General features: G+C 73.4%; 21 protein-coding genes and 2 pseudogenes. 20 read left to right on the forward strand and 3 right to left on the reverse strand.

The genetic code is table 11. The features are described from left to right. Positions 1-230: 230 nt before the first annotated feature. From paaA to ACZ6KF_RS12335, 11 genes are all read left to right on the forward strand, one after another. A complete protein-coding gene (gene paaA, locus ACZ6KF_RS12285) occupies positions 231-1,382 on the forward strand; it encodes a 1,2-phenylacetyl-CoA epoxidase subunit PaaA (protein ID WP_469238408.1) in 1,152 nt (383 codons plus the stop codon). Next, positions 1,379-1,690, forward strand: coding sequence for a 1,2-phenylacetyl-CoA epoxidase subunit PaaB (gene paaB, locus ACZ6KF_RS12290; RefSeq protein ID WP_469174701.1), 312 nt, complete (start codon positions 1,379-1,381; stop codon positions 1,688-1,690). Before paaA ends, paaB begins: the two co-directional genes overlap by 4 nt. Positions 1,691-1,769: 79 nt before the next feature. Next, positions 1,770-2,498 carry a 1,2-phenylacetyl-CoA epoxidase subunit PaaC gene (gene paaC / locus ACZ6KF_RS12295; protein ID WP_469175123.1) on the forward strand — a complete coding sequence of 243 codons (729 nt, stop codon included), beginning with the start codon at positions 1,770-1,772 and terminating at the stop codon, positions 2,496-2,498. Continuing rightward, positions 2,495-3,040 (forward strand): 1,2-phenylacetyl-CoA epoxidase subunit PaaD, encoded by a 546-nt coding sequence (gene paaD / locus ACZ6KF_RS12300; protein WP_469238409.1) that lies wholly within the window; start codon positions 2,495-2,497, stop codon positions 3,038-3,040. The genes paaC and paaD overlap by 4 nt, the downstream gene beginning before the upstream one ends. Continuing rightward, on the forward strand, positions 3,037-4,329 hold the full coding sequence (locus ACZ6KF_RS12305; RefSeq protein ID WP_469174699.1) for a 2Fe-2S iron-sulfur cluster-binding protein: 1,293 nt from the start codon (positions 3,037-3,039) through the stop codon (positions 4,327-4,329). Before paaD ends, ACZ6KF_RS12305 begins: the two co-directional genes overlap by 4 nt. Positions 4,330-4,465: 136 nt before the next feature. Further along, positions 4,466-5,245, forward strand: a complete 780-nt coding sequence (locus ACZ6KF_RS12310; RefSeq protein ID WP_356628024.1) for an SDR family oxidoreductase — start codon at positions 4,466-4,468, stop codon at positions 5,243-5,245. A gap of 43 nt (positions 5,246-5,288) precedes the next feature. Then, positions 5,289-6,152, forward strand: coding sequence for a tryptophan 2,3-dioxygenase (locus ACZ6KF_RS12315; protein ID WP_469157618.1), 864 nt, complete (start codon positions 5,289-5,291; stop codon positions 6,150-6,152). Next, entirely contained in the window at positions 6,142-6,993 is an 852-nt protein-coding gene (locus ACZ6KF_RS12320) for an alpha/beta hydrolase family protein (RefSeq protein ID WP_469238410.1), read from the forward strand. The genes ACZ6KF_RS12315 and ACZ6KF_RS12320 overlap by 11 nt, the downstream gene beginning before the upstream one ends. Before the next feature lie 263 nt (positions 6,994-7,256). Beyond that, positions 7,257-8,450, forward strand: a complete 1,194-nt coding sequence (locus ACZ6KF_RS12325) for an NAD(P)/FAD-dependent oxidoreductase (protein WP_469238411.1) — start codon at positions 7,257-7,259, stop codon at positions 8,448-8,450. Between the two features lie 9 nt (positions 8,451-8,459). Beyond that, the gene (gene sigJ, locus ACZ6KF_RS12330) at positions 8,460-9,419 is read left to right on the forward strand and encodes an RNA polymerase sigma factor SigJ (RefSeq protein WP_356628019.1); all 960 of its coding nucleotides are present in this window, start codon (positions 8,460-8,462) and stop codon (positions 9,417-9,419) included. 204 nt (positions 9,420-9,623) lie between these two features. Then, positions 9,624-10,316 carry a hypothetical protein gene (locus ACZ6KF_RS12335; RefSeq protein WP_469238436.1) on the forward strand — a complete coding sequence of 231 codons (693 nt, stop codon included), beginning with the start codon at positions 9,624-9,626 and terminating at the stop codon, positions 10,314-10,316. On the opposite strand, the gene ACZ6KF_RS12340 is transcribed toward ACZ6KF_RS12335, so the two are convergent. From ACZ6KF_RS12340 to ACZ6KF_RS12350, 3 genes and pseudogenes are all read right to left on the reverse strand, one after another. Next, positions 10,291-11,040, reverse strand: a complete 750-nt coding sequence (locus ACZ6KF_RS12340) for an alpha/beta hydrolase (RefSeq protein WP_469238412.1) — start codon at positions 11,038-11,040, stop codon at positions 10,291-10,293. The genes ACZ6KF_RS12335 and ACZ6KF_RS12340 overlap by 26 nt on opposite strands. 45 nt (positions 11,041-11,085) lie before the next feature. Beyond that, a pseudogene (locus ACZ6KF_RS12345) lies at positions 11,086-11,226 on the reverse strand (glycoside hydrolase domain-containing protein); the annotation flags it as partial. 67 nt (positions 11,227-11,293) lie between these two features. Further along, on the reverse strand, positions 11,294-13,120 hold the full coding sequence (locus tag ACZ6KF_RS12350) for a glycoside hydrolase family 3 protein (RefSeq protein WP_469238413.1): 1,827 nt from the start codon (positions 13,118-13,120) through the stop codon (positions 11,294-11,296). 397 nt (positions 13,121-13,517) lie between these two features. Here ACZ6KF_RS12350 and ACZ6KF_RS12355 point away from each other — a divergent pair, with 397 nt between their 5' ends. From ACZ6KF_RS12355 to ACZ6KF_RS12395, 9 genes and pseudogenes are all read left to right on the forward strand, one after another. Further along, positions 13,518-13,838: a hypothetical protein gene (locus ACZ6KF_RS12355; protein WP_356628015.1), complete on the forward strand. Its 321-nt coding sequence runs from the start codon at positions 13,518-13,520 to the stop codon at positions 13,836-13,838. A 169-nt stretch (positions 13,839-14,007) separates the two neighbouring features. Then, positions 14,008-14,847, forward strand: a complete 840-nt coding sequence (locus ACZ6KF_RS12360) for a DUF1206 domain-containing protein (RefSeq protein ID WP_356628014.1) — start codon at positions 14,008-14,010, stop codon at positions 14,845-14,847. 285 nt (positions 14,848-15,132) lie between these two features. After that, positions 15,133-16,386: a serine hydrolase domain-containing protein gene (locus ACZ6KF_RS12365; RefSeq protein ID WP_469157610.1), complete on the forward strand. Its 1,254-nt coding sequence runs from the start codon at positions 15,133-15,135 to the stop codon at positions 16,384-16,386. Positions 16,387-16,448: 62 nt separating this feature from the next. Next, a pseudogene (locus ACZ6KF_RS12370) lies at positions 16,449-16,607 on the forward strand (VOC family protein); the annotation flags it as partial. Positions 16,608-16,938: 331 nt separating this feature from the next. Next, positions 16,939-18,423, forward strand: a complete 1,485-nt coding sequence (locus ACZ6KF_RS12375; protein ID WP_469238414.1) for a HEAT repeat domain-containing protein — start codon at positions 16,939-16,941, stop codon at positions 18,421-18,423. Positions 18,424-18,824: 401 nt separating this feature from the next. After that, positions 18,825-19,736 (forward strand): LysR family transcriptional regulator, encoded by a 912-nt coding sequence (locus tag ACZ6KF_RS12380; protein ID WP_469174691.1) that lies wholly within the window; start codon positions 18,825-18,827, stop codon positions 19,734-19,736. 195 nt (positions 19,737-19,931) lie between these two features. Further along, on the forward strand, positions 19,932-20,471 hold the full coding sequence (locus ACZ6KF_RS12385) for a nuclear transport factor 2 family protein (protein ID WP_469238415.1): 540 nt from the start codon (positions 19,932-19,934) through the stop codon (positions 20,469-20,471). A 295-nt stretch (positions 20,472-20,766) separates the two neighbouring features. Further along, on the forward strand, positions 20,767-21,399 hold the full coding sequence (locus ACZ6KF_RS12390; protein WP_356628009.1) for a DUF6152 family protein: 633 nt from the start codon (positions 20,767-20,769) through the stop codon (positions 21,397-21,399). Between the two features lie 9 nt (positions 21,400-21,408). After that, complete coding sequence (locus ACZ6KF_RS12395) at positions 21,409-21,891, forward strand: hypothetical protein (protein ID WP_356628008.1); 483 nt, start codon at positions 21,409-21,411, stop codon at positions 21,889-21,891. Positions 21,892-22,288 lie beyond the last annotated feature (397 nt).

Here is a 22,288-nt window from a genome sequence, read left to right on the forward strand (position 1 = left end):
GGGCGCGCGGGGCCTCTTTCCGAGACGGAGGACGCGCCACCCACCGCCGGGTGGCCCCTTTGCGAGACGGAGAAGCGCCACCCGCCCGATCCGGGACGGGCGCCGCCGACGCACCGGGCGCGCCGCGGCCCGGCCAGTGCCGAAGGAGTGATGCCAGTGCCCAGGCCCTGCGTCCGGTCCGCGGACCGGCACGTGCCCGCCGTGGCGGGAACCGGCCGCGGAGGCGGCGCATGACCGCACAGCCGGCCACCTCCGCGTCCGCCACCTCCGGGTCCGCGTCCGCCGCCTCCGCCGTGCCCTCCGCGCAGGACGAGCTGCTCGCGCACTTCGACGGCCTCATCGCCGCGGGGGAGACCGTCGAGCCCCGCGACTGGATGCCCGACGGCTACCGCAGGATGGTGCTCCGGCAGATCGCGCAGCACGCCCACTCCGAGATCATCGGCATGCAGCCGGAGGGCTCCTGGCTCACCCGCGCCCCCTCCCTGCACCGCAAGTCGGTGCTCATCGCCAAGGTCCAGGACGAGGCCGGGCACGGCATGTACCTCTACTCCGCCGCCGAGACGCTGGGCGTGGACCGGGCCGAACTGCTCGACGCCCTGCACAAGGGCCGGCAGCGGGCCTCGGCCACCTTCAACCACCCCGCGCTGACCTGGGCGGACACCGGCGCCATCGCCTGGCTCACGGACGGCGCCGCCGTCATCAACCAGGCCCCCCTGTGCCGTACGTCCTACGGGCCGTACGCCCGGGCCATGCGCCGCGTCTGCCAGGAGGAGGCCTTCCACGTACGGCAGGGATACGACCTCATGCGCGCCCTGTGCGAAGGCACCCCGGAGCAGAAGGCGATGGCCCAGGACGCGGTGAACCGCTGGTGGCTGCCGGCCGTGGCCCTGATGTTCGGGCCGCCCGACACCGGCACGGACGGAACCGGCGCCGCCGCGCTCGGCGCCGCCGTCTCCCGCCGCGCCATGGCCTGGGGCATCAAGCGCCACACCAACGACGAACTGCGCCAGCGCTTCGTCGACACCTGCGTCCCCCAGGCCGCACGCCTCGGCCTCACCCTCCCCGACCCGGCGATCCGCTGGAACGAGGAACGCGGCCACTACGACTTCACCCCCGTCGACTGGGACGCCTACCGCGCGGCGCTGGGCGACGACACCCACTGGTCCCGGCAGCGCGTCGCACACCGGCGCGCGGCGCACGAGGACGGCGCCTGGGTACGGGAGGCGTCCGCCGCGTACGCCGCGCGCTGCGCGGCCGACGACACGTCCCCGGCCCCGTCCCCGGCCCCGTCGTCGGCCTCGGAGGCGCGGACGGCCGGCGACGCGGCCACGGCGGAGGCCGCACCGGGCGGAACGGGAACGGGAACGGAGGAGCGCGCGTGAACCGTCAGCCGGAGGGCGCCCAGGCGTCCTGGGAGGTCTTCGTCCGGCCCCGCCGCGGCCTCGCCCACCAGCACGTCGGCTCCGTGCGCGCCGCCGACGCCGACACCGCCCTGCTGCGGGCCCGTGACCTGTACACCCGGCGCGGCGACCCGCTGTCGCTGTGGGTGGTCCGCTCGGACGCCGTGCACGCGGCGTCCCCCGACGAACGCGACCCGTACTTCGCGGGCGCACGCCACAAGCCCTACCGGTACCCGGAACACTTCGCGCCGCTGACCGAGAAAGGCCCCGACGGTGACCACCTCGACTGACCCGGCCACGGTCGCCGAAGCCGCACGCGCCGAAGCCCCGCGCGCCGACGCACGCCTCGACGCCCACCTCGCCGTACACCTGCTGCGCCTGGGCGACGACGCCCTCGTCCTCGGGCAGCGCCTGTGCCAGTGGATCACGCGGGCCCCGAGCATCGAGGAGGACATGGCCCTGTCCAACATCGCCCTCGACCTGATCGGCCACGCCCGCACCCTGCTCACCCTCGCCGGGCAGGTGGACGGCACCGGACGCACCGAGGACGAGTTCGCCTTCACCCGCTCCGAGCGGGAGTTCACCAACGCCCTGCTGACCGAGCTGCCGAACGGGGACTTCGCCGTCACCGTCGCCCGGCAGCTCGCGTACACGCACTACGCCGTCCCGTACTACGAGGCCCTGGCCGGCTGCGCGGACGACCGGCTGGCCGCCTTCGGCCGGCGGGCCGCCAGGGAGGTGGCCTTCCACCGGATGCACGCCGACAACTGGACGCTGCGGCTGGGCCTCGGCACGCCCGAGAGCTCCCGCCGCATGCAGCGGGCCCTGGAGCGGGTGTGGCCCTACACCGCCGAACTGTTCGACGAGGACGAGGTCGTACGGCACCTCGTGTCGGCCGGCACGGTCCCCTCCCCGACCCCGCTGCGCCCGGTGTGGGAGCGGGCCGTGGGCGAGGTCGTGACCCGCGCGGGCCTGACCGTGCCGGACCCGGACTGGCGGGCCCGGGGCGGGAGGGCGGGCCTGCACACCGAGGAGTTCGGCCCGCTGATCGCCGAGATGCAGTCGGTCCACCGCCAGTTCCCGGGAGGCCGCTGGTGAACGGCCCGACCCGGCCGGCCCCGGCGGCGCCGCGCCCCGTCGTATCCCTGCGCCCCGCCCGCACGACGGCGGAGGTACGGGCCCTGGTGGAGGCGCTGCCCGATCCGGAACTGCCGATGATCGGCCTCGGCGACCTCGGTGTGATCCGCTCCGTCGCCCCGGCCGCCGACGGAGTGCTCGAGGTGGAACTCACCCCGACCTACCTGGGCTGCCCCGCGCTGCCGGCCATGGTCGCGGCGATCCGGGACGTCCTCGCCGCGAGCGGCCACCCCGAGGGGCGGGTCCGGCAGGTGCTCTCCCCGCCGTGGACGACGGACCGCGTCACGGCGGCCGGCCGGGAGAAGCTCGCCGCCCACGGCATCGCCCCGCCCCTGCCCGTCGCCGCGAACGGCCCGGTCCCCGTGGCCCTGGCCGCCGTGCCCTGTCCCCACTGCGGCTCCCGGGCCACCCGGCCGCACAGCCCCTTCGGGCCCAACCGCTGCCAGTCCGTACTGCGGTGCACGGGATGCCAGGAGCTGTTCCCCCACCTGAGCGCGCTGTGAGGCAGACCGTGAACACCGCCGCCACCACCTGCCGGGCCTCCGGCCCCCCGGACCCCGCCGCCCCCCGCGAGGACTCCGCCGCCCCGCCCCCGCCCCCGGCCACCCCCCACCCGGCGTCTCCCGGCCGCCCCGGGGCCGCGGGGCGGCGCACCGGCCGGCACCGGCTCGCGGTCGTCGACGTCCAGCGGCTCACCGCGGACGCGGTCGCGGTGACCCTCGACGTGCCCGACGTCCTGCGCGACGTCTTCGCCCACCGGCCCGGGGAACACGTCGTCGTCCGGTACCGCCGCGCCGACGGCGCCGAACTGCGCCGCAGCTACTCGGTGTGCCCCCCGCCGGCCGACCCGACGGCACTGCGCCTGGTGATCCGCCGCGGGGCGCCCGGCGGCTTCGGAGACCACGCCGTCACCGGCCTGGCGCCCGGCGACGTGCTGGAACTCTCCCCGCCGACGGGCACGTTCGCCCTGCCCGAGCATCCCGGCGGCCACCACGTCCTCGTCGGGGGCGGCTCCGGAATCACCCCGCTCGCCGCCATGGCCGCCGCCGCCCTGCGCGAGGACCCGGCCTGCCGTGTCAGCATCGTCCACTCGGTCCCCACGGCCGCCGACGCCCTGCTCGCCGACGAACTCGCCGAACTCAAGGACGCGTTCGTCGACCGCCTCACCGTCACCCATGTGCTCACCCGAGAGTCCGGCAGCGGCCTCCCGGGCGGCCGGATCGACGACGCGAAGCTGTCCCGGCTGCTCACCGCGCTCGACGCGCTCCCCGGCCCCGACACCACGTTCGCGCTGTGCGGCCCGGCAGGCATGGTCGCGGCGGTCCGCCGTTCACTCACGGAGTGGGGCGCCGACCCGGCCCGGATCCGCTCGGAACTGTTCACTCCCGCGGACGAGTCATCCGCGGACGCCCCGTCCCCGAGCGCACCCCCACTCTCCAGCGCACCAGCCCTCAGCGCACCAGCTCACAGCACACCGTCCCCGAGCACACCACCCCCCACAGCTCCCACCCCGCACGGAACCCGCATCACCGCACTGCTGGACGGCCGCAGCCGCACGGTCACCGCGTCCCGGGACGCCACCGTCCTGGACGCGCTGCTGCCCGCCCACCCCGACGTGCCGTACGCCTGCCGCGAGGGCATCTGCGGCAGTTGCCGGGCCCGGGTCCTCACCGGACGCGTGACCACGGGCCCGCAGCACGCGCTCGGCGCCGAGGAACAAGCCGCCGGCTACACGCTCGTGTGCCGGGCCCGGCCCCTGAGCCCCGAACTCACCCTCGACTTCGACGTATGACCGGGGGCGCGGACCCGCCGCGCCCCCTCCACCCGTCACCCACAAGTCACCCACCCACAAGCCACCCACCAGTCACCCACCCACCAGTCACCCACCCATCAGTCACTCACCAGCCACGCACCAGAAGGAGAAGACGTTGAGCACCACCTTGCGGCACGAAGGCAGGACCGCCCTGGTCACCGGAGGCAGCCGCGGCATCGGCCGGGCCATCAGCCGGCGCCTCGCCCGTGAGGGCGCCCTCGTCGCGGTCCACTACGGGCACGACGCGACGGCGGCCGAGCGCACGGTCAAGGAGATCGAGGCCGACGGCGGCCGGGCCTTCCCCGTCCACGCCGAACTCGGCGTACCCGGCGACGCCGACGCCCTCTGGGAGGCCTACGACCGGGCCCTCGCCGACCAGGAAGACACCCGCCCCGGCGTGGACATCCTCGTCAACAACGCCGGCATCACCCTCCCGCGCCCCATCGCGCATGTCACCGAGGCGGACTACGACCGCGTCTTCGCCGTCAACACCAAGGCCCCCTTCTTCATCATCCAGCGCGGACTGGACCGGCTGCGCGACGGCGGCAGGATCATCAACGTCTCCTCGGTGGCCACCCGCGTCGCCTTCCCCCCGATCGCCGCCTACACCATGACCAAGGCGGCCCTCGACTACCTCACCCTCTCCCTCGCCCAGGAACTGGGCCCCAGGGGCATCACCGTGAACAGCGTCGCGCCCGGCTACACCGAGACCGAGATCAACCCCACCCTCAGCATCCCGGAGATCCGCCAACGGTACGCGGCCGCCTCCGTCTTCGGCCGGCTCGGCGCCCCCGCCGACATCGCCGACGTGGTCTCCTTCGTGGCCGGCGACGACGCCCGCTGGATCACCGGACAGTGGATCGACGCCTCCGGCGGCGTCCACCTCGGCGTGTGAGAGAGCCGCCCCCGCGGCACCGACGGCAGCACCAGGAGATGCCATGAACGACAGCACGTCAGCCCCCGTCCCGCCCACCGCCGCCGCCGAGGACGACCTCGACCCGCTGACCCGGCCCTTCCCGGGCGCCAGCCCCTACGACGCGTACGTGCACGCGTCCGTCCTCAACACGCTCCAAAGCCCCCTCACCGAGGCCCCCGACGAGATGGGCTTCCTCATCACCACCCAGGTGATGGAGCTGTGGTTCACCCTCGTCGTCCACGAGTGGCGCACCGCACGGACGGCCTTCGCCAAGGACGACCTGGACGCCGCCATGGACGCGCTGGTGCGCAGCCGGCGCACCCTGACCGCCCTCAACGCCGCCTGGGCGCCGATCGGCGCGCTCACCCCCGCCCAGTTCAACGGCTTCCGGGCGGCGTTCGGACAGGCGTCCGGCTTCCAGTCGGCGATGTACCGGCACATGGAGTTCCTGCTGGGCGACAAGTCCGCCGGGATGCTCCGCATGCACCAGGGCGACGCCGCGGTCCACGAGGCGCTGGCCGAGACCTACCGCGAACCGTCCCTCTACGACGAGGTGCTGCACTTCCTGCACCGGCGGGGGCTGCCCGTCCCCGAGCACGTCCGGGACCGCGACCCGGCCGTCCCCCACACCTGCGACCCGGGCGTGGTCGAAGCCTGGCGGCAGGTCTACGCGGGCCCCCAGCACGACCCGCTGCTCGTCCTCGGGGAACTGCTCACCGACATCGCCGAGCTCGTCGCCCGCTGGCGCTTCGACCACATCATGGTCGTCCGCCGCGCGATGGGCGCCAAGAGCGGCAGCGCCGGCTCCACCGGGCTCGCCTGGCTGGAGGAACGAGCGACCCGCCCGGTCTTCCCCGAACTGTGGGAGGTGCGCGGTGGCGTCTAGGACGATCTCCGCCTTCGCCGCCGAGGAGGAGAAACGGGTCCTGAGCCTGAAGCCGGTCCTCGCGCCGGTGCACGGCCGCTACGGGGACCACCCCCACCAGGTCTACGACGCCTGGCCCGCCGAGGACCCCGCCGCCCCGCTCGTGATCCTGCTGCACGGCGGCTACTGGCGCTACGACCGCATGCACCTGACCCCCTTCGCCGCCTACCTCTCCCGGCAGGGTTTCGACGTGCTGCTGCCGGGCTTCCGCAGGTCCGGCGGCGCAGGCGGCTATCCGCAGACGTTCGACGACGTCGCGCGGATCGTGGACACGCTGCCGCGGGGGCGGCCGTACGTTCTGGCCGGGCACTGCTCGGGCGGCCACCTCGCCCTGTGGTGCGCGGCCCGCGGCCTGCTGCCCCCCGGCTCGCGCTGGCACACCCGGACCCTGCCGACCGCCGTGCTGGCGCTCGCCCCGATCACGGACCTCGCCGCCACCCGCCGCGACGGCCTCAGCGACGACGCCGCCCTGCAACTCCTCGGCGGCGCTGAGCTGTTCGAGGAGCGGCTGCCCCGGGTGGACCCGATCACCCTGCTGCGCGACGCGGGCACGACCGGCGTCCCGACCGTACTGCTGCACGGCGCCGTCGACGAGGAGGTCCCGCAGGCCCAGTTCACGGACTACGCGTCCGTGCACCGCGACCTGCGGACCGTCGTACTGCCCGGCACCGGCCACTACACGCTCATCGAACCCGGAGCGCCCGGCGCCCGTGCGGTGGCCGACACGCTGGGGGAGATGGCGGCCGGCTTCGGCGCCCGGCACCTCCGGGACGACGACCGGAAGGCCGCAAGCCCCCGGTGATCCGCCGCCCCGTCGCCGGACCCCGCCGTCCGACGACGGGGCGCCCCTACCGGACGCCCGGAGCCGCGTACGGCCGCGGGTCCGCCGACCTGTCCGACGTGCGCCCGGCACGACCGACCCGCGGTGTGGTCGGTCCGAGGACCGGGCGGCGCACGGCGTCACCCGTTCGTGTCGCCCTCCGGAACATTTCGGACGTTCCTGTCAGCAATCGGGGCGCTGTCCCGTTCAAGACCCGGGGAGCAAGCGAACCACAGGAGCACCACATGAAACACCGCATCGTCGTCCTCGGCGCCGGCTATGCCGGGGCCTACGTGGCCGGAACCCTGGCCCGTCGGCTGTCCCCGGACGACACCGAGATCACCGTGGTCAACGCCGAACCGGACTTCGTCGAGCGGCTGCGGCTGCACCAGCTCGCGGCCGGTCACCCGATCGAGCCGCTCAAGCTCGCCGACGTCTTCGCGGGCACGGGCGTACGGCTGCGCCTGGCCCGTGTCACCGCCGTCGACCCCGAGCGCCGGGTCGTCGCCCTCGCCGACGCCGAGGACGAGCTCGCCTACGACACGCTCGTCTACGCACTCGGCAGCCACGTCGCCCACAACGGCGTCCCGGGTGTGGACGAACACGCCTTCGACGTCACCGGCCGACCGTCGGCCCTGCGCCTGCGCGAGCGCCTGGACACCCTGGAGCGGCGGGGCGAAGGCGGCAGCGTGGTGGTCGTCGGCGACGGGCTGACCGGCATCGAGACCGCCCCCGAGATCGCCGAGGCCCGGCCCGGCCTCGCGGTCACGCTGATCGCCCGGGGCGAGCTGGGCGCCCGGCTCTCGCCCGGAGCCCGCGGCCACCTGCGCCGGGCCTGCGACCGGCTGGGCATCACGGTCCTGGAGCACACCAGCGTCGAAGCCGTCGAGGCGACGAAGGTGCTGTGTTCCGGCGGCACCACCCTGGCGTCGGACGCGACCGTGTGGACGGGCGGGTTCACGGTCCACCCCATCGCCGCCGCCAGCGGCCTGGAAGTCACCGAGAACGGCCGGATCGTCGTCGACCGCACCATGCGGTCGGTGTCGTACCCGAACGTCTACGCCGTCGGCGACGCCGCCTACGCCGTGGGCGACAACGGTATCGCCGTGCCGATGTCCTGCGCCTCCGCCGGCTGCACGGGGCGCCAGGCCACGGAGGCGATCGTGAGCCGCCTGACCGGCCGCAAGGTCCCGACGGTCGCGCTCACGTACCTGGGCAACCACATCAGCCTGGGGCGGCGCGACGGGATCCTGCACCTGGTCGACGTCCGGGCGCAGCCGAAGCCGGGGTACGTGGGCGGCCTGAAGGCCGCGCGGGTCAAGACGGCCATCATCCGGATGTCACTGTGGGCCGTCTCCCACCCGACCTTCGGCCTGCCCACCCGCAGGCGTCGCCTGACCGCCGCGCCGGACGCGTCCGCCGAGAAGGCTGCCGCATAGCGGAATAGGGTGTTCCGCGTGAACAGCACCACCACCACTGATCGCTTCGACGCGGGTCGGTTCGAGGCCAGCCGGAACCGGCTGGCCTCCTTGGCGTACCGGCTGCTGGGCTCCGCCGCCGACGCGGAGGACGCCGTACAGGACGCGTTCCTGCAGTGGCAGGCCGCCGACCGCCGACGGATCAAGGTGCCGGAGGCATGGCTGACCAAGGTCGTCACCAACCTCTGCCTCGACCGGCTCCGCTCGGCCCGGGCCCGCCGCGAGCGCACCGTCGGCGCCTGGTTGCCGGAACCCCTTCTCGACGGCGACCCGATGCTCGGCCCGGCCGACACCGTCGAACAGCGCGAATCGGTCTCCCTGGCGGTGCTGACCGTCATGGAACGCCTGTCCCCCCTGGAGCGGGCCGTCTACCTCCTGCGCGAGGCGTTCTCCTACAGCCACGCCGAGATCGCCGGCATCCTCGACATCACCGAGTCCGCGAGCCAGCAGCACCTCCACCGGGCCAGGCACCGCGTCACCGCAGCGCGCCGCGGCGGCGAGGTCGACCCGGCGTCCGCCCGCAGGATCGTCGAGGAGTTTCTCGCCGCCGCCTCCTCCGGCCGCACCGAACGCCTGGTCGCCCTGCTCACCGACGACGCGACCGCGATCTCCGACGGCGCCGGCCGGGCCGAGACAGCGCAGCGGTACGACACCCCGCAGCGCGTCGCCGCCGTCGCACGCGGCCTCAAGCCCACCCCCGCCAAACGGCGCCTGCTCGGCGGCACGCCCGCCGTCCACTACGCGCTCGTCAACGGCGCCCCCGCCCTCCTGCTCGTGCTCGGCGACCGGGTCGTGGCCGCCGTCGCCTTCGACATCGCGGACGGCCGGATCGCCACCGTGCACGGCATCGCCGCCCCCACCCGCCTGTCCCGGCTCACCGAGACCTGGCGCCGCCGCGAACCGGACACACCGCTCCTCGCCGAGTGGTGACACGGACCGACCAGGACCGGAGGCGTCCCGGATCACCGGCACGCTCCCACGCCCCGCGCCCGAGCACACGTACTCGGGCGCGGGGCTGGATCAGTGCTCGGGGCAGCCGGGCGCCCGTCCGCGCGCCGCCGTCAGGCCGACATCTTCGCCGTTGACCGGCTGCTGGCCGGCTGCGCGCCGGAGCTGCTGGAGCCGCCGGTCAATGTGGTCCGGGTCTGTCTTCATCCGGAGGGACTGGCGGGCCGGACCGGCAATCGCGCGGAGTGGGGCGGCCATCTGCTGCGGCAGGTGCGCCACCGTGCCGACCGCACCCATGACCGGCGGCACCGCGAGCTGGCCGCAGAGATCGCCGGGTACCTCGGCGGGTCCGGTGCCGCGATCCCCGGCACCGGACCGGTGATCACCCTGGAGATCGACGTGGACGGCGCCCGGCTGCGGTTCTTCAGCACTTCCGCCACGCTCAGCACCGCCACCGACGCGGCCCTGGAAGGACTGCATCTGGAGACGTTCCCGCCGGCCGACGAGGAGACCCGGCGCAGGTTCGGTCGTAGATCCGGGCGGTCCGGGATCGGCCGACCGGGGGTCGGCCGCGGAAGGCGAGCAGGTCGGAGCCCCGCCGTTCCGATACAGCGAGCACGACCCAATCTCTACCCACTTCCAAGTGAAAGCTGCTACCTTTTAGTTGTCACTGTTAAAGACGGTGGTCGGCGTCGATCGGTGCAAGAATCGGCGCGCAGTGACGAGGCCGACGAACCCCGTCGGCCGGCACCGACCCCGCAACGGACGTCGCGTGGGCGTTTCCCCCGGCGACACGCGGCCAGGGCCCTCGGCATTCGCCGAGGGCCCTTCTCCTTCACCACCCTGTGCCGGGCTACTCGGCCACCCGCGCCCGCGTGACCGACCGGCCCCGGTCATCGAGGCCGGCCAGCACCGCCTCCACGAACCCCCGTCGGTCGTCGTCGTGATCGCGGAACCACCGCCCCACATGGTGATCCGCGCCCGGAAGGTCGAAGCGTGCGTACCGGGCGCGCGCGGCCAGCGCATCCTGTACGGCCTCGGTCACGGCGGGCGGGATCACCGCGTCCGTGCCCGGCACGGCGAGCACCGCCCGGCCCTCGTACGCCCGCAGCACCTCCAGCGCACGCGACCGCCGCCAGCTGTCCGGCCGCCGGATGATGCCACTGAACCGCCCGTTGCCCTCCCCGAAGGGCACGTCCCACGCCTCGGCCGCATACACGGCGGGGGCGCACAGCCCCAGCGCCGCCACTCGGTCCCCGTAGTGCGCGACGAGATCCGCCACCGTCTGCCCGCTCATGCTGAATCCCACCGCAACCAGCGGCCCGTCCGCCCCCGCGTACGCGTCGATCACCGCCACGACTTGCTCGAACCGCCGCCGCAAACTCGACTCACTAAGCGCACCGGTGCTGTCACCGTGCCCGGAGAAGTCGAAGGCGATCCCGCGACAGCCGTGCGCCACGAACTCCCGCACCACCGGGAGCACCCGTTCGGCGCTGCTGGCGCCCGCCCCGTGCAGCACCACAGCGGTGGCCCCGGACGGGGGACCGCCGAGCACACCGCTGAGCCGTTCACCGTCGTGGCCGTGTGTGAAGGGGAAGAGCATGTCCCCATTGTCGGTGGGGCGACCCCGCCCCGGGAGGGCCCGGGCTCAGCCGATGATCGCGACCGGGGCGTCCCAGGCGTTGCGGTCCACGGTGATGGTGTGGCCGCCGCGGGTCTCCTTGCTGTTGGCCGTGTACTGGTGGCCGCGGCTGTGGTCGGTGTACAGCCTGGGGTCCCAGTGCCGGTCGGCCCGCCGCCGGCCGGTCAGTGCCCCCCTTGGGCGCCCGCGCCGAAGGGGGGCCGCGACGCGGACGTCAGCCGTCGTACGACAGGCCGTGCCCGGAGGGGAAGAGGACCTCGGTCGGGTCGTCGGCGCGCTGGACGGGCACGGGCAGTCTGCCGCGCGGCTCGACCCGGCCGGCGATCACCCGGGCGGCGGCGCGCAGTTCGACCTCGGTCCAGCAGTAGGAGGCCAGTGAGGCCGGGACGTCGCCGAGGTGGGCGATGTCGTAGGGGTTGCGCACCGCGAGGTGGACGACGGGGACGCCCGTCGCGAGCAGCCGGGACACCAGGGTGCGCTGGGCGCTGGTCGCGCCGACGTTGTCCGTGGTGACCACGACCGCGTCCCGTCCCTGCGCCGCGGCCACGGCCTCGTCGATCCTCGCCGCGTCGGGCGCGCGGCCGGTGGCGAGGTGGGTGGTGCTGTAGCCCAGTTCGTCGAACGCCCTGGCCAGTTCGGGCACCGTGGTGCGGGTGCCGTCGGTCGGGAAGGCCGGGCTTGCGCCGACCACGAGCAGCTTCTTCTGGCCACGGCGCAGCGGGAGCGCCTCGTTCTCGTTGACGAGCAGGGTGGTGGTGCGCTCGGCGATCCGGGCGGCGGCGAGCCGGTGCCTGCGTGCGCCGACGACCCGATCGACCTCTCTCGGGGACACGTAGGGGCTGCCGCTGAGCAGACCGACCTTGTCCTTGAGCCGCAGGATGCGCAGGACCGACGCGTCGAGCCGGTCCTCGGTGATCTCTCCGCTGCGGACGGCGGCCAGGACGCCGTTGTAGGCGACGTCGATGTCCGGCGGGAACAGCAACTGGTCCGCGCCGGCCTTGAGGGCGAGGACGGGCACGCGGTCGTCACCGTACTTGGTCCGCACGCCGCGCATGTTGAGGGCGTCGGTGACGATCACGCCGTCGAAGCCGAGCTCGCCGCGCAGCACGCCCTGGAGGATCGTGGGCGAGAGGGTGGCGGGTTCGTTGCTGGGGTCGAGCGCGGGGACCTGGAGGTGCGCGGTCATGATCGAGTCGACGCCCGCGGCGATGGCGGCCCTGAAGGGCGGGGCGTCGACGCGGTCCCACTCCTCGCGGGTGTGGGTGATCACGGGGAGTCCGGTGTGGCTGTCCTCCGCGGTGTCCCCGTGGCCGGGGAAGTGCTTGGCGCAGGCCACGACGCCGGCCTGCTGATAGCCCGTCACCTGGGCTGCCACCATACGGCCGACCTCGCGGGGGTCGGCGCCGAAGGAACGGACGTTGATGATCGGGTTGGCCGGATTGACGTTGACGTCGGCGACCGGGGCGAAGTTCTGGTGGATGCCCAGAGCGGCGAGTTCGGTGCCGGATATGCGCCCGGCGGTCCGCGCGCCGGAGAGCGAGCCGCCCGCGCCGAGCGCCATCGCGCCCGGCAGCTGGGTGGCGCCGCTGCCGATGCGGACGTTGGCCCCGTGCTCCTGGTCGATGGAGATCAGCGACGGGATGGGGGTGGGCAGGGCGAGCGAGGCCCGCTGCACACCGTTCGTCAACTCCGCGACCTGATGGGGGTCCTGGATGTTGTTCGCCCACCCGGAGAAATAGATGACACCGCCGATGTGGTACTTGGCGATGAGCTCGGCCACGGTACGGACGCCGAGTTCCCTGAGGTTGCGGTCCTGGTCGAACTGGCTGGGAGAAGTCGCCGACGTGCCGTAGAAGTACGGCACGAAGAGCTGGCCGATCTTCGCCTCGACGCTCATCCCGGCCATGATCTTTTTGAGGCGGTCGTCACGGTCGTGCGCGAGCGCGGGGGTGGCCGTGACGCCCACGACGCCGGTCGCGCTCGCGGCGGCCACGGTCGCGGAGGCGAGGACGGTTCTCCTGGACAGACTCCGGTCCTGCATGCGGACATGCTCCTTCCAGCCTTGCCCAGCAAGGGAATTGAAGGAAACGTGCACTGCTCGGTGCTCCGAACAGCGGGAAACGTAGCTCTCACGTCACGGGCGGGGCAAGAGGTCTAGACAAAATAGGTCTAGACAATGTGGAAAGGTGACGAGCCGTCGGACCCGCCCGGTAGCGCTCCGCGGCCCTGGCGCCGGGCCTCGCCATCTCGCGGTCGATCTCGCCGTCGGTGGTGGAGCCGGCGCGTGTGTGGGACCGCGGTTTCCGTGGCACTCGTAGCAGCGGCGGGGTGCCGGCCAGGCCGCACCGCCCGGAGCGAGGGGCCGTGGCCGACCGGGTGAGTGGCGGACGGTGCCGACGTGACCTGCAGGATTGCCCTCACAACGTGGTCGGGACGACATGGTCGAGCACACGAAACGCGGCAAGCAGTACGCCGTCGCCGCCTCCGGACAGTGGACCGACGAGGAGGAAGGCCGCCGTAGGCTGCCCGCCGGAGAGGTGCACGCCTGGGAACCGGGCCGGAACGAGACCGTGTGCGGGCTGTCCCTCCACCGCTCGCAGCTCGCGCGCTTCCCCCACGTCAGCTGGCCCGACACCTTCCCGGAATCCGGCGGCGCGGCCGACAGGGTGCAGCGGGTGTGCCCACGCTGCGCCGCCGCGGCCGGACGCCGCGGCCGGGACGCGCGCCCACGGTGGCACCGCGTCCGCCCCCGGCCGTGAGTACGGCTCCGGTGTCTGCACGCATCCCGGACAACGGCGGCCACGGACGCGGCCGCCGTGACGAAGGGCCGCCACGGAGTCCGGTTGCCGCCTCCCACACGGCGCCGGAGCGAATCCTCAAGGCGCCACGCACCGTTTCCGCACCCGGACCGGGGGCAACCGTGCGGGCATGACAGGTACATCGTTCGCGCGACGCACCCGGCGCACCGCGCGGCGCGCCGCCGACAGCACGGCGATCGACCGTGCAGCCCGGGCCGGCTTCGTGGCGCGAGGGGTGCTCTATTTCCTCATCGGGATGATCGCGATCCGTATCGCCTTCCACCCCGGCAGCGGCGAGCAGGCTGACCGCTCGGGCGCGCTCGCCGAGATCGCCGACAAGCCCTTCGCCTCGGTGCTGCTGTGGGCGCTGGGCATCGCCACGGCCGGGATGGCGCTGTGGCGACTGTCGGAGGCGGCGTTCGGCGCCTCCGCTCCGGACGGGCGCAAGGCGCACAAGCGTCTGCTCTCCGCCTGCCGTGCCGTCTTCTACGGCTTCGTCGCCTACTCCGTGATCGCCTTCGCCACCGGGTCGGGCAACGGGGGCAACTCGTCCGACCGTCAGTCCAAGGACATCACCGCGAGGGCGCTCGAGATGCCCGGCGGACGCTGGCTGGTCGGCGCCGCGGCGGTCGGGGTGATCGTCGCGGGCGGATGGATTCTGGTCCGGGCGGTACGTCGCACATTCCGCAAGCACCTGCGGATGGCCGGAGTCGGCCGACAGGTGCGCCGGACGGTCGACGCGCTCGGCGTCTGCGGCGGTGTGGCCCGGGGGCTCCTGTTCGGCGGCGTGGGAGCGTTCGCCCTGATCGCCGCCGTGCGGTTCGATCCCGAGAACGCCAAGGGGATCGACGACACGCTGCGCGCCTTCACGCGGACCCCGGTCGGCCCGTGGCTGCTCGTCGTGATCGCCGCGGGTCTGCTGGCCTTCAGCGGCTTCTCCTTCGCCAGCGCTCGCTACCGCAGGACCTGAGCCGGCGGTCGTTCGACGGCGAGGGATCACGGGGACCGGCAACAGTGGCGCGATCGCAGAAGTCGGGCCCTCGATCCCTGCGGGGGCCGGGCTTCGCCCCACCGGCACCGTGCTGACCGTGATGAGCGGGACACCAATGCCCGGTGACGGGAACCGATGTGACGCGTTGACACTCCTGTCTGACGGGGATCCGGGAGACCGCGCTGTCGTCGCTCCTCCCCGGACCTCCACGGCACACCTCTCACGTGTGCCGTCACATCGACGAGTCGAGAACGAGGAAGCCACGTGCCCCTGCCGATGCACCGACGTCTGGCCATGAGCGCCACCCTGATCGCCGCCCTCGCAGGCGGCCTCGTCCCCGCCACAGTGGCCGCCGCGGCGCCGGCCGCCCCCACCGCCCCCGCGGACCGCACGACTCCCGCCCCCGACATGGTCGGCGTGACGGCGGCCCTGGAGTCCGCGATGGCCAACGGCGCACCCGGCGCGATGGCCCGCTTCGTCGGACCCGACGGCATCAGGACGCGCACGGTCGGCGTCCGCGACCGCGTCTCCGGGGCAGCCATGGACATCCGGGCACGCTTCCGCATCGGCAGCGTCAGCAAGACCTTCTCCAGCGTCGTGCTGCTCCAACTGGTCGACGAGGGACGGCTGGAGCTCGACGCCCCGGTCAACCGCTACCTGCCCGGACTGCTGCCCGACGACCGCATCACGGTCCGGCACCTGCTCACCCACCGCAGTGGCCTCGCCGACTACACCGAGGCCATGTTCGCGCAGACCGTGCCCGGCTTCGAAGCCGTCCGCAACCGCGTCTTCACCTACCAGGAGCTGGTCGACCTCTCACTGGCCGAACCCCGCACCACCGAGCCCGGTGTCGCCTACAAGTACTCCAACGCCAACTTCATCGTCGTCGGCATGCTCATCGAGAAGGCCACCGGGACGTCGGTCGCCAAGCAGTACGAGCGGCGCATCATCGAGCCGCTGAAGCTGGGCCGGACCTCCTACGTGCATCCGCAGACCCGGATCGCGGGTCTGCACGCACGCGGCTACCTCCACCCCGACGAGGCCGGGGCGCCGCTCGTCGACTCGACGGAGCAGACCGCTTCCTGGGCCCAGTCGGCCGGCGCGGTCATCTCCGACCCGGCCGACCTGAACACCTTCACCACCGCGCTGATGCGGGGCAAGCTGCTCTCGCCCCGGATGCTGGACGCCATGACCACGGTCACCCCGACGGACACCGCCCAGACCCGCTTCTACGGGCTCGGGCTGCGCCGCTACGACCTGTCCTGCGGCACCCAGGTGTACGGCCACACCGGCACTGTGCAGGGCTTCTACACGTACGCCTTCGCCACCCGCGACGGCCGGCGCGCGCTGTCCGCCATGGCGAACACCTCGAACCGGGGCGCGGCGAACACGGCGCTCGGCGGATCGCTGGAAGCCGCCTTCTGCGGGAAGAAGACCGAGCCCACGGCGTCGTCGACGCGTGCGCCGCGCCCGCTCGCGACCATGCCGGCGGAGGCCGACCTGCCCGAACGGCGCTGAGGCCCGCCGCGGGACCCCGGTGACGGAGTCCCGCACCCGCCGTCCCCGCGTTGCCCGCCCGCCTGTTCGCCGTCGACGACGTCGAGGACACCGTTGCCCGCCTGCGCCCGCACGGCGCCGAACTCGTCGGGGAGATCGCCCGGTCCGAGGACAGCTACCTGCTCTGCTACCTCCGCGGACCGGAGGGCGTCATCGTCGGACTGGCCGAGCAGCTGCGCTGAGAAGGCAGTCCGAAGGACGGGGCCGGACGAGCGCATCAAGGTTCCGCGTCGCCCTGTCGGCCAGGGCTGTCTGTCGGCACAAGACGTGACCTGCCTGGCCTGAACGCCAGTAGCTGCTCGCCTTCACCTCGGACGGGCGGCACCCACGGCAGGCGGCGTGCCCCGGGCCATGGGCGTCATCGGTCATCTGCTGCCCGCCTGCGGTGCACGCCTTTGACGAGGTGGCCCTCGTCCGGCCGCACCCGTCGAAGACGGGCCACGCCGCACGGTCCGCAAGTGGCAGGCCAACCTTCCGCTGGCTCGTGAGTCTCACTCATCGGGGGTGGCAGGCATGTCGGAGCATCAGATCGCGTTCCTCCTGCGGGAGTTGGGGACGTCTGCGGACCCGGCGAGGCGCGCGGCAGCGGCCAAAGGGCTGGGGCGGCTCGGGCGGGCGGAACACGCAGCCGCCCTCGTCCGGGCGGCCGGTGACGGGGATGCCGTGGTGCGGGCGGCGGCTGCCGTAGGGCTGGGCCGACTGGGGGTGCGGCAGGCCGCCGCCGAGGTGCTGCCGGCGCTCCTGGTGGACCCGGATCCGCGCGTGCGGCGCCGAGCGTCGCTGGCCGTGTTGCGCCTCGGGCTCGACGGGCCCGGGATGACGGAGACGTTCGCACGGCTGCTGTCCGACCCGGACCGGCATGTGCGGATCAACGCCCTGACCGCCCTGGAGGCGCGGGGCACGGTCGGGGACGCGGCGGCCGTGGCCCGGCTGCTCGGCGACCCGCACGACGTCGCCTGGGGACTCGCCCGCAAGCTGCTGTACCGGTCCGACGACGATCCGGCCGTCGCGGCGGAGGTACTGCGCACCGCCAGACAGGGCGCCCCCGCCGCCCGTGTCCGGGCCCTGGCCATGGTCCCCTCCCGCTGCGACGGGGCACTGTTCGACTCCCTGCTCACCGGACTGCGGGACCCGTCGGCGCAGGTGCGTGCCGCGGCGGCCTCCCGGCTGAGAAGCATCGGGTACACCACCGTGCGGGACGCGCTGGCGGCGGCTCTGGAAGCGGAGACCGACCCGCGGGCGGCCGCCGCGATGCTCAGGGACGCCGAAGGGGACGACGATCCGGACACGGCCGGTGTCGCGCTGCGATGGCTGACGGACCCCCTGGCCGGACCGAAAGCCGTACGCGCCCTGGGCGGCCTGGGCGTCTCGGAGGCGGCCGAGCGGCTGGAGTCCGCACTGGACGACAGCAGTCTTCCCGCCTCGACCCGGGCGGCCGCCGCCGTGGCCGTCGCGGAGGGCGGCGGGTGGGACGCCGTATGGCAGCTTCTGCCGTACCTCGACGACGAGGACCCGGTACTGCGCGCCGGGGCGGTCGACGGGCTGGGCGTGCTGGTGAGGCACGGGCTGCGGCCGTGGGAGCGTCACGCGGTGGCGTGGGCGCTGACGGCGCATCTGGAAGCCGGGCACGACGTCTCGCAGACCCGCAACGCCCTGCGCGGCCTCGCCCAGGCGCTGCCCGGCCTACGCCGCCTGGCGGACGAGACGTCGAGCGGGAATGTGAGGGCGGCCGCGCTGTGGCTGCTGGAGGACGGCGGTGACACCGCACGCCAGGACCTGCGGCGCTTCGTGCGGAGCCTGGACGATCCGGACGAGGGCGTCCGCCGTACGGCGACGTCCGGTCTGCTCGCGTGGGCGAGGGCCACCGGCGCACTGCCTCCGGACATCGGTCCCGCCCGCGACCGTCTGGCCCGCCTCGCGTCCGACGACGGCTCGCCGGGGGTGCGGTGGGTCGCCGCCGCCGCACTGGAGGCCCTCGACGCCCCGCCGACCGGGTGAGCCGACCGAGACGGGCCCGGCCGTCGCTGCAGGCGACGGCCGATCGCCGGGCCCTCGGGGTGGGGGAGGTGACAGCCCCTCCCACCTGCAAGCGATCCGCCTGTCCGGACCGGCGAAGAGCGACGTGAGTGGGGCCGGCGAGGAGTTCGTCCGGCACGATGCCTCCCCGAACCGCCCGCCGCCCGGTTCCGTGACCTCGCCGCCCTGCGCCGGTTCCACTCCGCGAGTTCGTCATGGCACCGCACGCCCCCATCGGGCGCCGGGCCCGTGCCGCGTGACACCCCCGGTGCCGCGGCTGCCCCGCACGGCACCACCGAAACACGCCGGACCCGTGCGGTCCAACGCCTGCCTCCATACGTTGAGGGCATGATCCGACCGGACCCGGCGGGGAAAGGACACACGTGGACGTCGATACGAGGGTGCTGCGCTACTTCCTGGCCGTGGCCGAGCATCTGAGCTTCACCCGGGCCGCTCGGGAACTCTTCGTCACCCAGCCGTCCTTGAGCCGGCAGATCCAGCGGTTGGAGAGCGACCTGGGGGCCGAGCTGTTCACCCGCGCCGGCCGGGAGATCCGGCTCACGCGTGCGGGCGAGGACCTGGTGGCCGCGGCGCGGCGGGTGCTGGACGACTGGGAGCTGGCGCTGCGTCAGGTGCGGGGCGCCCGGGCCGCGCGGGAGCGGCTGCTACGGGTGGGGTTCGTGGCGACCGGCGCGGGACCGCTGGGGCGCAGGGCGCGTGCCGTGTTCAGCGCCCGGCGCCCCGACGTCCGGATCGAGCCCAAACGGTTCGAATGGGGCGGTGAGGCGGAGGCGTTGCGGCAGGGTCTGGTCGACGTCGCCTTCGTCTGGCTGCCCGCGGATCTGACGGGGTTGCGGGCCGAAGTCGTCGCGACGGAGCCGCGGTGGGTGGCGATGGCCGCCGGGCACCGGCTGGCGGGCTCCCGGGAGCCGGTCGACATCCTGGAACTGCGCGACGAGCCGCTGATGTGGACGGGCCGGGCCCCCCGCGCCTGGGTGGACTGGTGGGCGGTCAACCCCCGGCCGGACGGCTCCGCTCCGGTATGGGGGCCCGAGAACGACAACGTGGAGGAGATGCTCGAACACGTCGCCGCCGGCGCCGCGGTGTGCTTCGGCACGCGTTCCATGGCCGCGTACTACGCGCACCCCGAGCTGGTGTGGCGGCCGATCGCAGGCATCGAGCCGCTCCGCGTCGCCGTCGCCTGGCCACCGGAGGCACACGGCGAGGCAGCCCACGACTTCCTCACCGCCGTCCGGGAAGCGGCGACCGACGACGCCCCGCGGACGACAGCGTGAGGGCGAGGGCCTGCCGGCCCTTCGGCCCGCGGCCGGGAACCCATGCCCCGAACGCATGGGCACAGGCATTGGACCGCGTCGCGGAGCGGCTGATTCGCTGAGCCCACCTTCGGCAGCGGGAGTTCGGCACCGACGTCGGACCGCGCCGGAGGGGAACCGCGGGACACGAGGAGGGACATAACGGTGGACGAGCCGTTGAGCAGAAGCAGCATGCTGCGCGGAGTGGGACTCGGGGCGGCGGGGCTGGCCGCCGTGATGCTCCCGGGGGCGGGCGCCGCCGGCGCCGCGGTGCCGGCCGGAACGGGTGAACACCCGCATGTGCGGCTGATCCGCCGCTACTACGAGGCCTACGCGTCGGGCGACCCGGAAACGCTGAGGCCGTTCTTCACGCCCGACATCCGCTGGACCATTCCCGGCCACCACCCACTGGCCGGGACGAAGGAAGGCGTCGACGAAGTCCTCGCATTCTTCAGGGAATTGAGCAAGTCCGGCTTCCGGGCGAACACGCTGTGCATCGCAGCCGACCGGGACTGGGTCGTCGACCTGCACCGGGGGTGGAGCACGACTCCCGAAGGACTCGACACCATCTGGGCGCTCGCCTTCCGCATCCGGGGCGGGAGAATCGCCGAGGCGGTCAACTTCGCCGGGGACCAGCACGCCGCCGACGCCTTCTTCTGGCGCGCCCACCCCCTCGCACCGCTGCCGGACCGCCTCGCCGCAGAGCACGACAGGTAACCGACCGCCGACCGGACGTGTGTCCCGGCCGCGATGAGCGCCGAGGGCGTCGCCGACCGCCTCGACTCGGGTCAGTACCCGCAGTGCGCGCCGAAGATCCCGCTGAAGGATGCCCTGTCAGTACCTGCCTCGGCAGTGACTCCCTCTTCACCAGCGAGAGAGGTTCGCTGAGGGCCGGACAATCCAGGCCGTCTGAAAGGATCCACTCGGCATGCGTTTCAGGACTGCCGCACCGCCGGCCCGCGTCGGCCTCCATCGCGCCGGGCTGGCCGCGGCCTCCCTGCTCTCCGCCACGATGCTCCTCCTGTTCTCGGCCGGTGGCGCGCAGGCGCATCACGGGTTCGACGACTTCGACACCGACCGCCTCTACTACATGGCCGGTACCGTCTCGCAGGTCCGCTGGGGCGAGCCGCACTCCTATTTCACCGTGACCGTCGAGGACGGCCTCCCCGCCGATGCACCCGAGCGCGATCTGCCCGTCGGGCTGCGGGACGCCGCCGACAGCGATCCGATCAGCGCCGCACCGTCCTACAGCGGTTCGCACGACGAGCTGGCCGTCACCATCGCGCCGCCGAGCTTCACCTCGATGTGGGGCCTTGACCGCAAGCTCGACGACGGCGAGCGGATCGAAGCCGTCGGCTACATCGGCAAGAGCCACAACGACGAGTTCCGTCCAGTGGTGTTCTGGGTCGAGGACGGGCAGCCTGTCAACCAGGTGCTCAACGAGGAGCTCCCGGCCACTCCGCTGCCGGTCCCGTATCCGGAACGCGGCGCACCGTCCGCCGACGCCGATCAGGATGCGCCGTCGACCTCAGCGGACTCCGAGGCCACGTCACCGACTGCGGTGTGGGTCGTGCTCGGTGTCGTGCTGGTTGCCGTCGTCGCGGGTGGAGTCTTCTCCCTGCGAGCACGGTCGCCCCGAGCGTGATTGCTCTTCATGGACGAGGTCTTCTTCCGGCTGGAGGACAGCTGGTTCGCCGAGGCTGTCCGAGGCACGGCCTATCTGTATCCGATGCTCGAAAGCGTCCACATCATCGGGATCGCCCTCCTCGTCGGCCCAGCCGCAGCCTTTGACTTCCGGCTGCTCGGGATCGGCCGACGGGCGCTGCGGGTGACGACTGCGGCCGACCACTTCCTGCGCCTGTCGCACCTCGGCTTCATGATTGCCGCGGCCACCGGCGTGATCATGTTCCTGCCCGGCGCGAGCCTCATCGCCGATCGTGGCAGCGCCCCGTGGAAGCTCGGCCTCATCCTGCTCGCCGGTCTGAACATCCTGATCTTCCACCGGTGGACCTACCGCAGCGTGGCCGACTGGGATGAAGATCGGCCGACGCCTGTCGCCGCCCGACTGGCCGCGGTCGTCTCCCTCACCTCGTGGACGGGTGTCACGGTCGCGGGAAGGCTCCTGGCCTACAGCTGAACAGGACGGTCGGGTCGGCGTCGCTCAGGTCGGCGGTGGTGACGTCCTTCGACGCACCACCGAGGGCCGCAGGGAGCCGCCCATGGCCGACGTCGCGCAGGGCGGCAGTTCCAGCGCGAGTGTTTCCGCAGCTCAGGGCGGACATGGGGGACACCTCGTTGGCGGTGGCGGGGAGATTGAAACGTATCAGCACATTGACCGGGGTCGGAGCCCATGCTCTCCTGGTACTCGCTTGCTGGATGCTCCGGCGCTGTGGCGGTCATTTCGCTGCAGCGACAAGCCGGCCGGGCATGATCGCAGTCAGGGAAGACTCGCCCCTGGCCGGGCTCCGGTTGCCGGCTATCTCACTTCGCGCCCTCACAAGGCGGCGGGTGTGGCCGGACGTCCAGTGACCAGC

Source organism: Streptomyces sp. NPDC046379, assembly GCF_055587785.1.

Bases quoted from the DNA above. Each gene is read 5' to 3' on its own strand.
- paaA (WP_469238408.1), top strand. From the start codon at position 231: ATGACCGCACAGCCGGCCACCTCCGCGTCCGCCACCTCCGGGTCCGCG.
- ACZ6KF_RS12315 (WP_469157618.1), top strand. From the start codon at position 5,289: ATGAACGACAGCACGTCAGCCCCCGTCCCGCCCACCGCCGCCGCCGAG.
- ACZ6KF_RS12325 (WP_469238411.1), top strand. From the start codon at position 7,257: ATGAAACACCGCATCGTCGTCCTCGGCGCCGGCTATGCCGGGGCCTAC.
- ACZ6KF_RS12340 (WP_469238412.1), bottom strand. From the start codon at position 11,040: ATGCTCTTCCCCTTCACACACGGCCACGACGGTGAACGGCTCAGCGGT.
- ACZ6KF_RS12350 (WP_469238413.1), bottom strand. From the start codon at position 13,120: ATGCAGGACCGGAGTCTGTCCAGGAGAACCGTCCTCGCCTCCGCGACC.
- ACZ6KF_RS12355 (WP_356628015.1), top strand. From the start codon at position 13,518: ATGGTCGAGCACACGAAACGCGGCAAGCAGTACGCCGTCGCCGCCTCC.
- ACZ6KF_RS12360 (WP_356628014.1), top strand. From the start codon at position 14,008: ATGACAGGTACATCGTTCGCGCGACGCACCCGGCGCACCGCGCGGCGC.
- ACZ6KF_RS12375 (WP_469238414.1), top strand. From the start codon at position 16,939: ATGTCGGAGCATCAGATCGCGTTCCTCCTGCGGGAGTTGGGGACGTCT.
- ACZ6KF_RS12390 (WP_356628009.1), top strand. From the start codon at position 20,767: ATGCTCCTCCTGTTCTCGGCCGGTGGCGCGCAGGCGCATCACGGGTTC.
- ACZ6KF_RS12395 (WP_356628008.1), top strand. From the start codon at position 21,409: ATGGACGAGGTCTTCTTCCGGCTGGAGGACAGCTGGTTCGCCGAGGCT.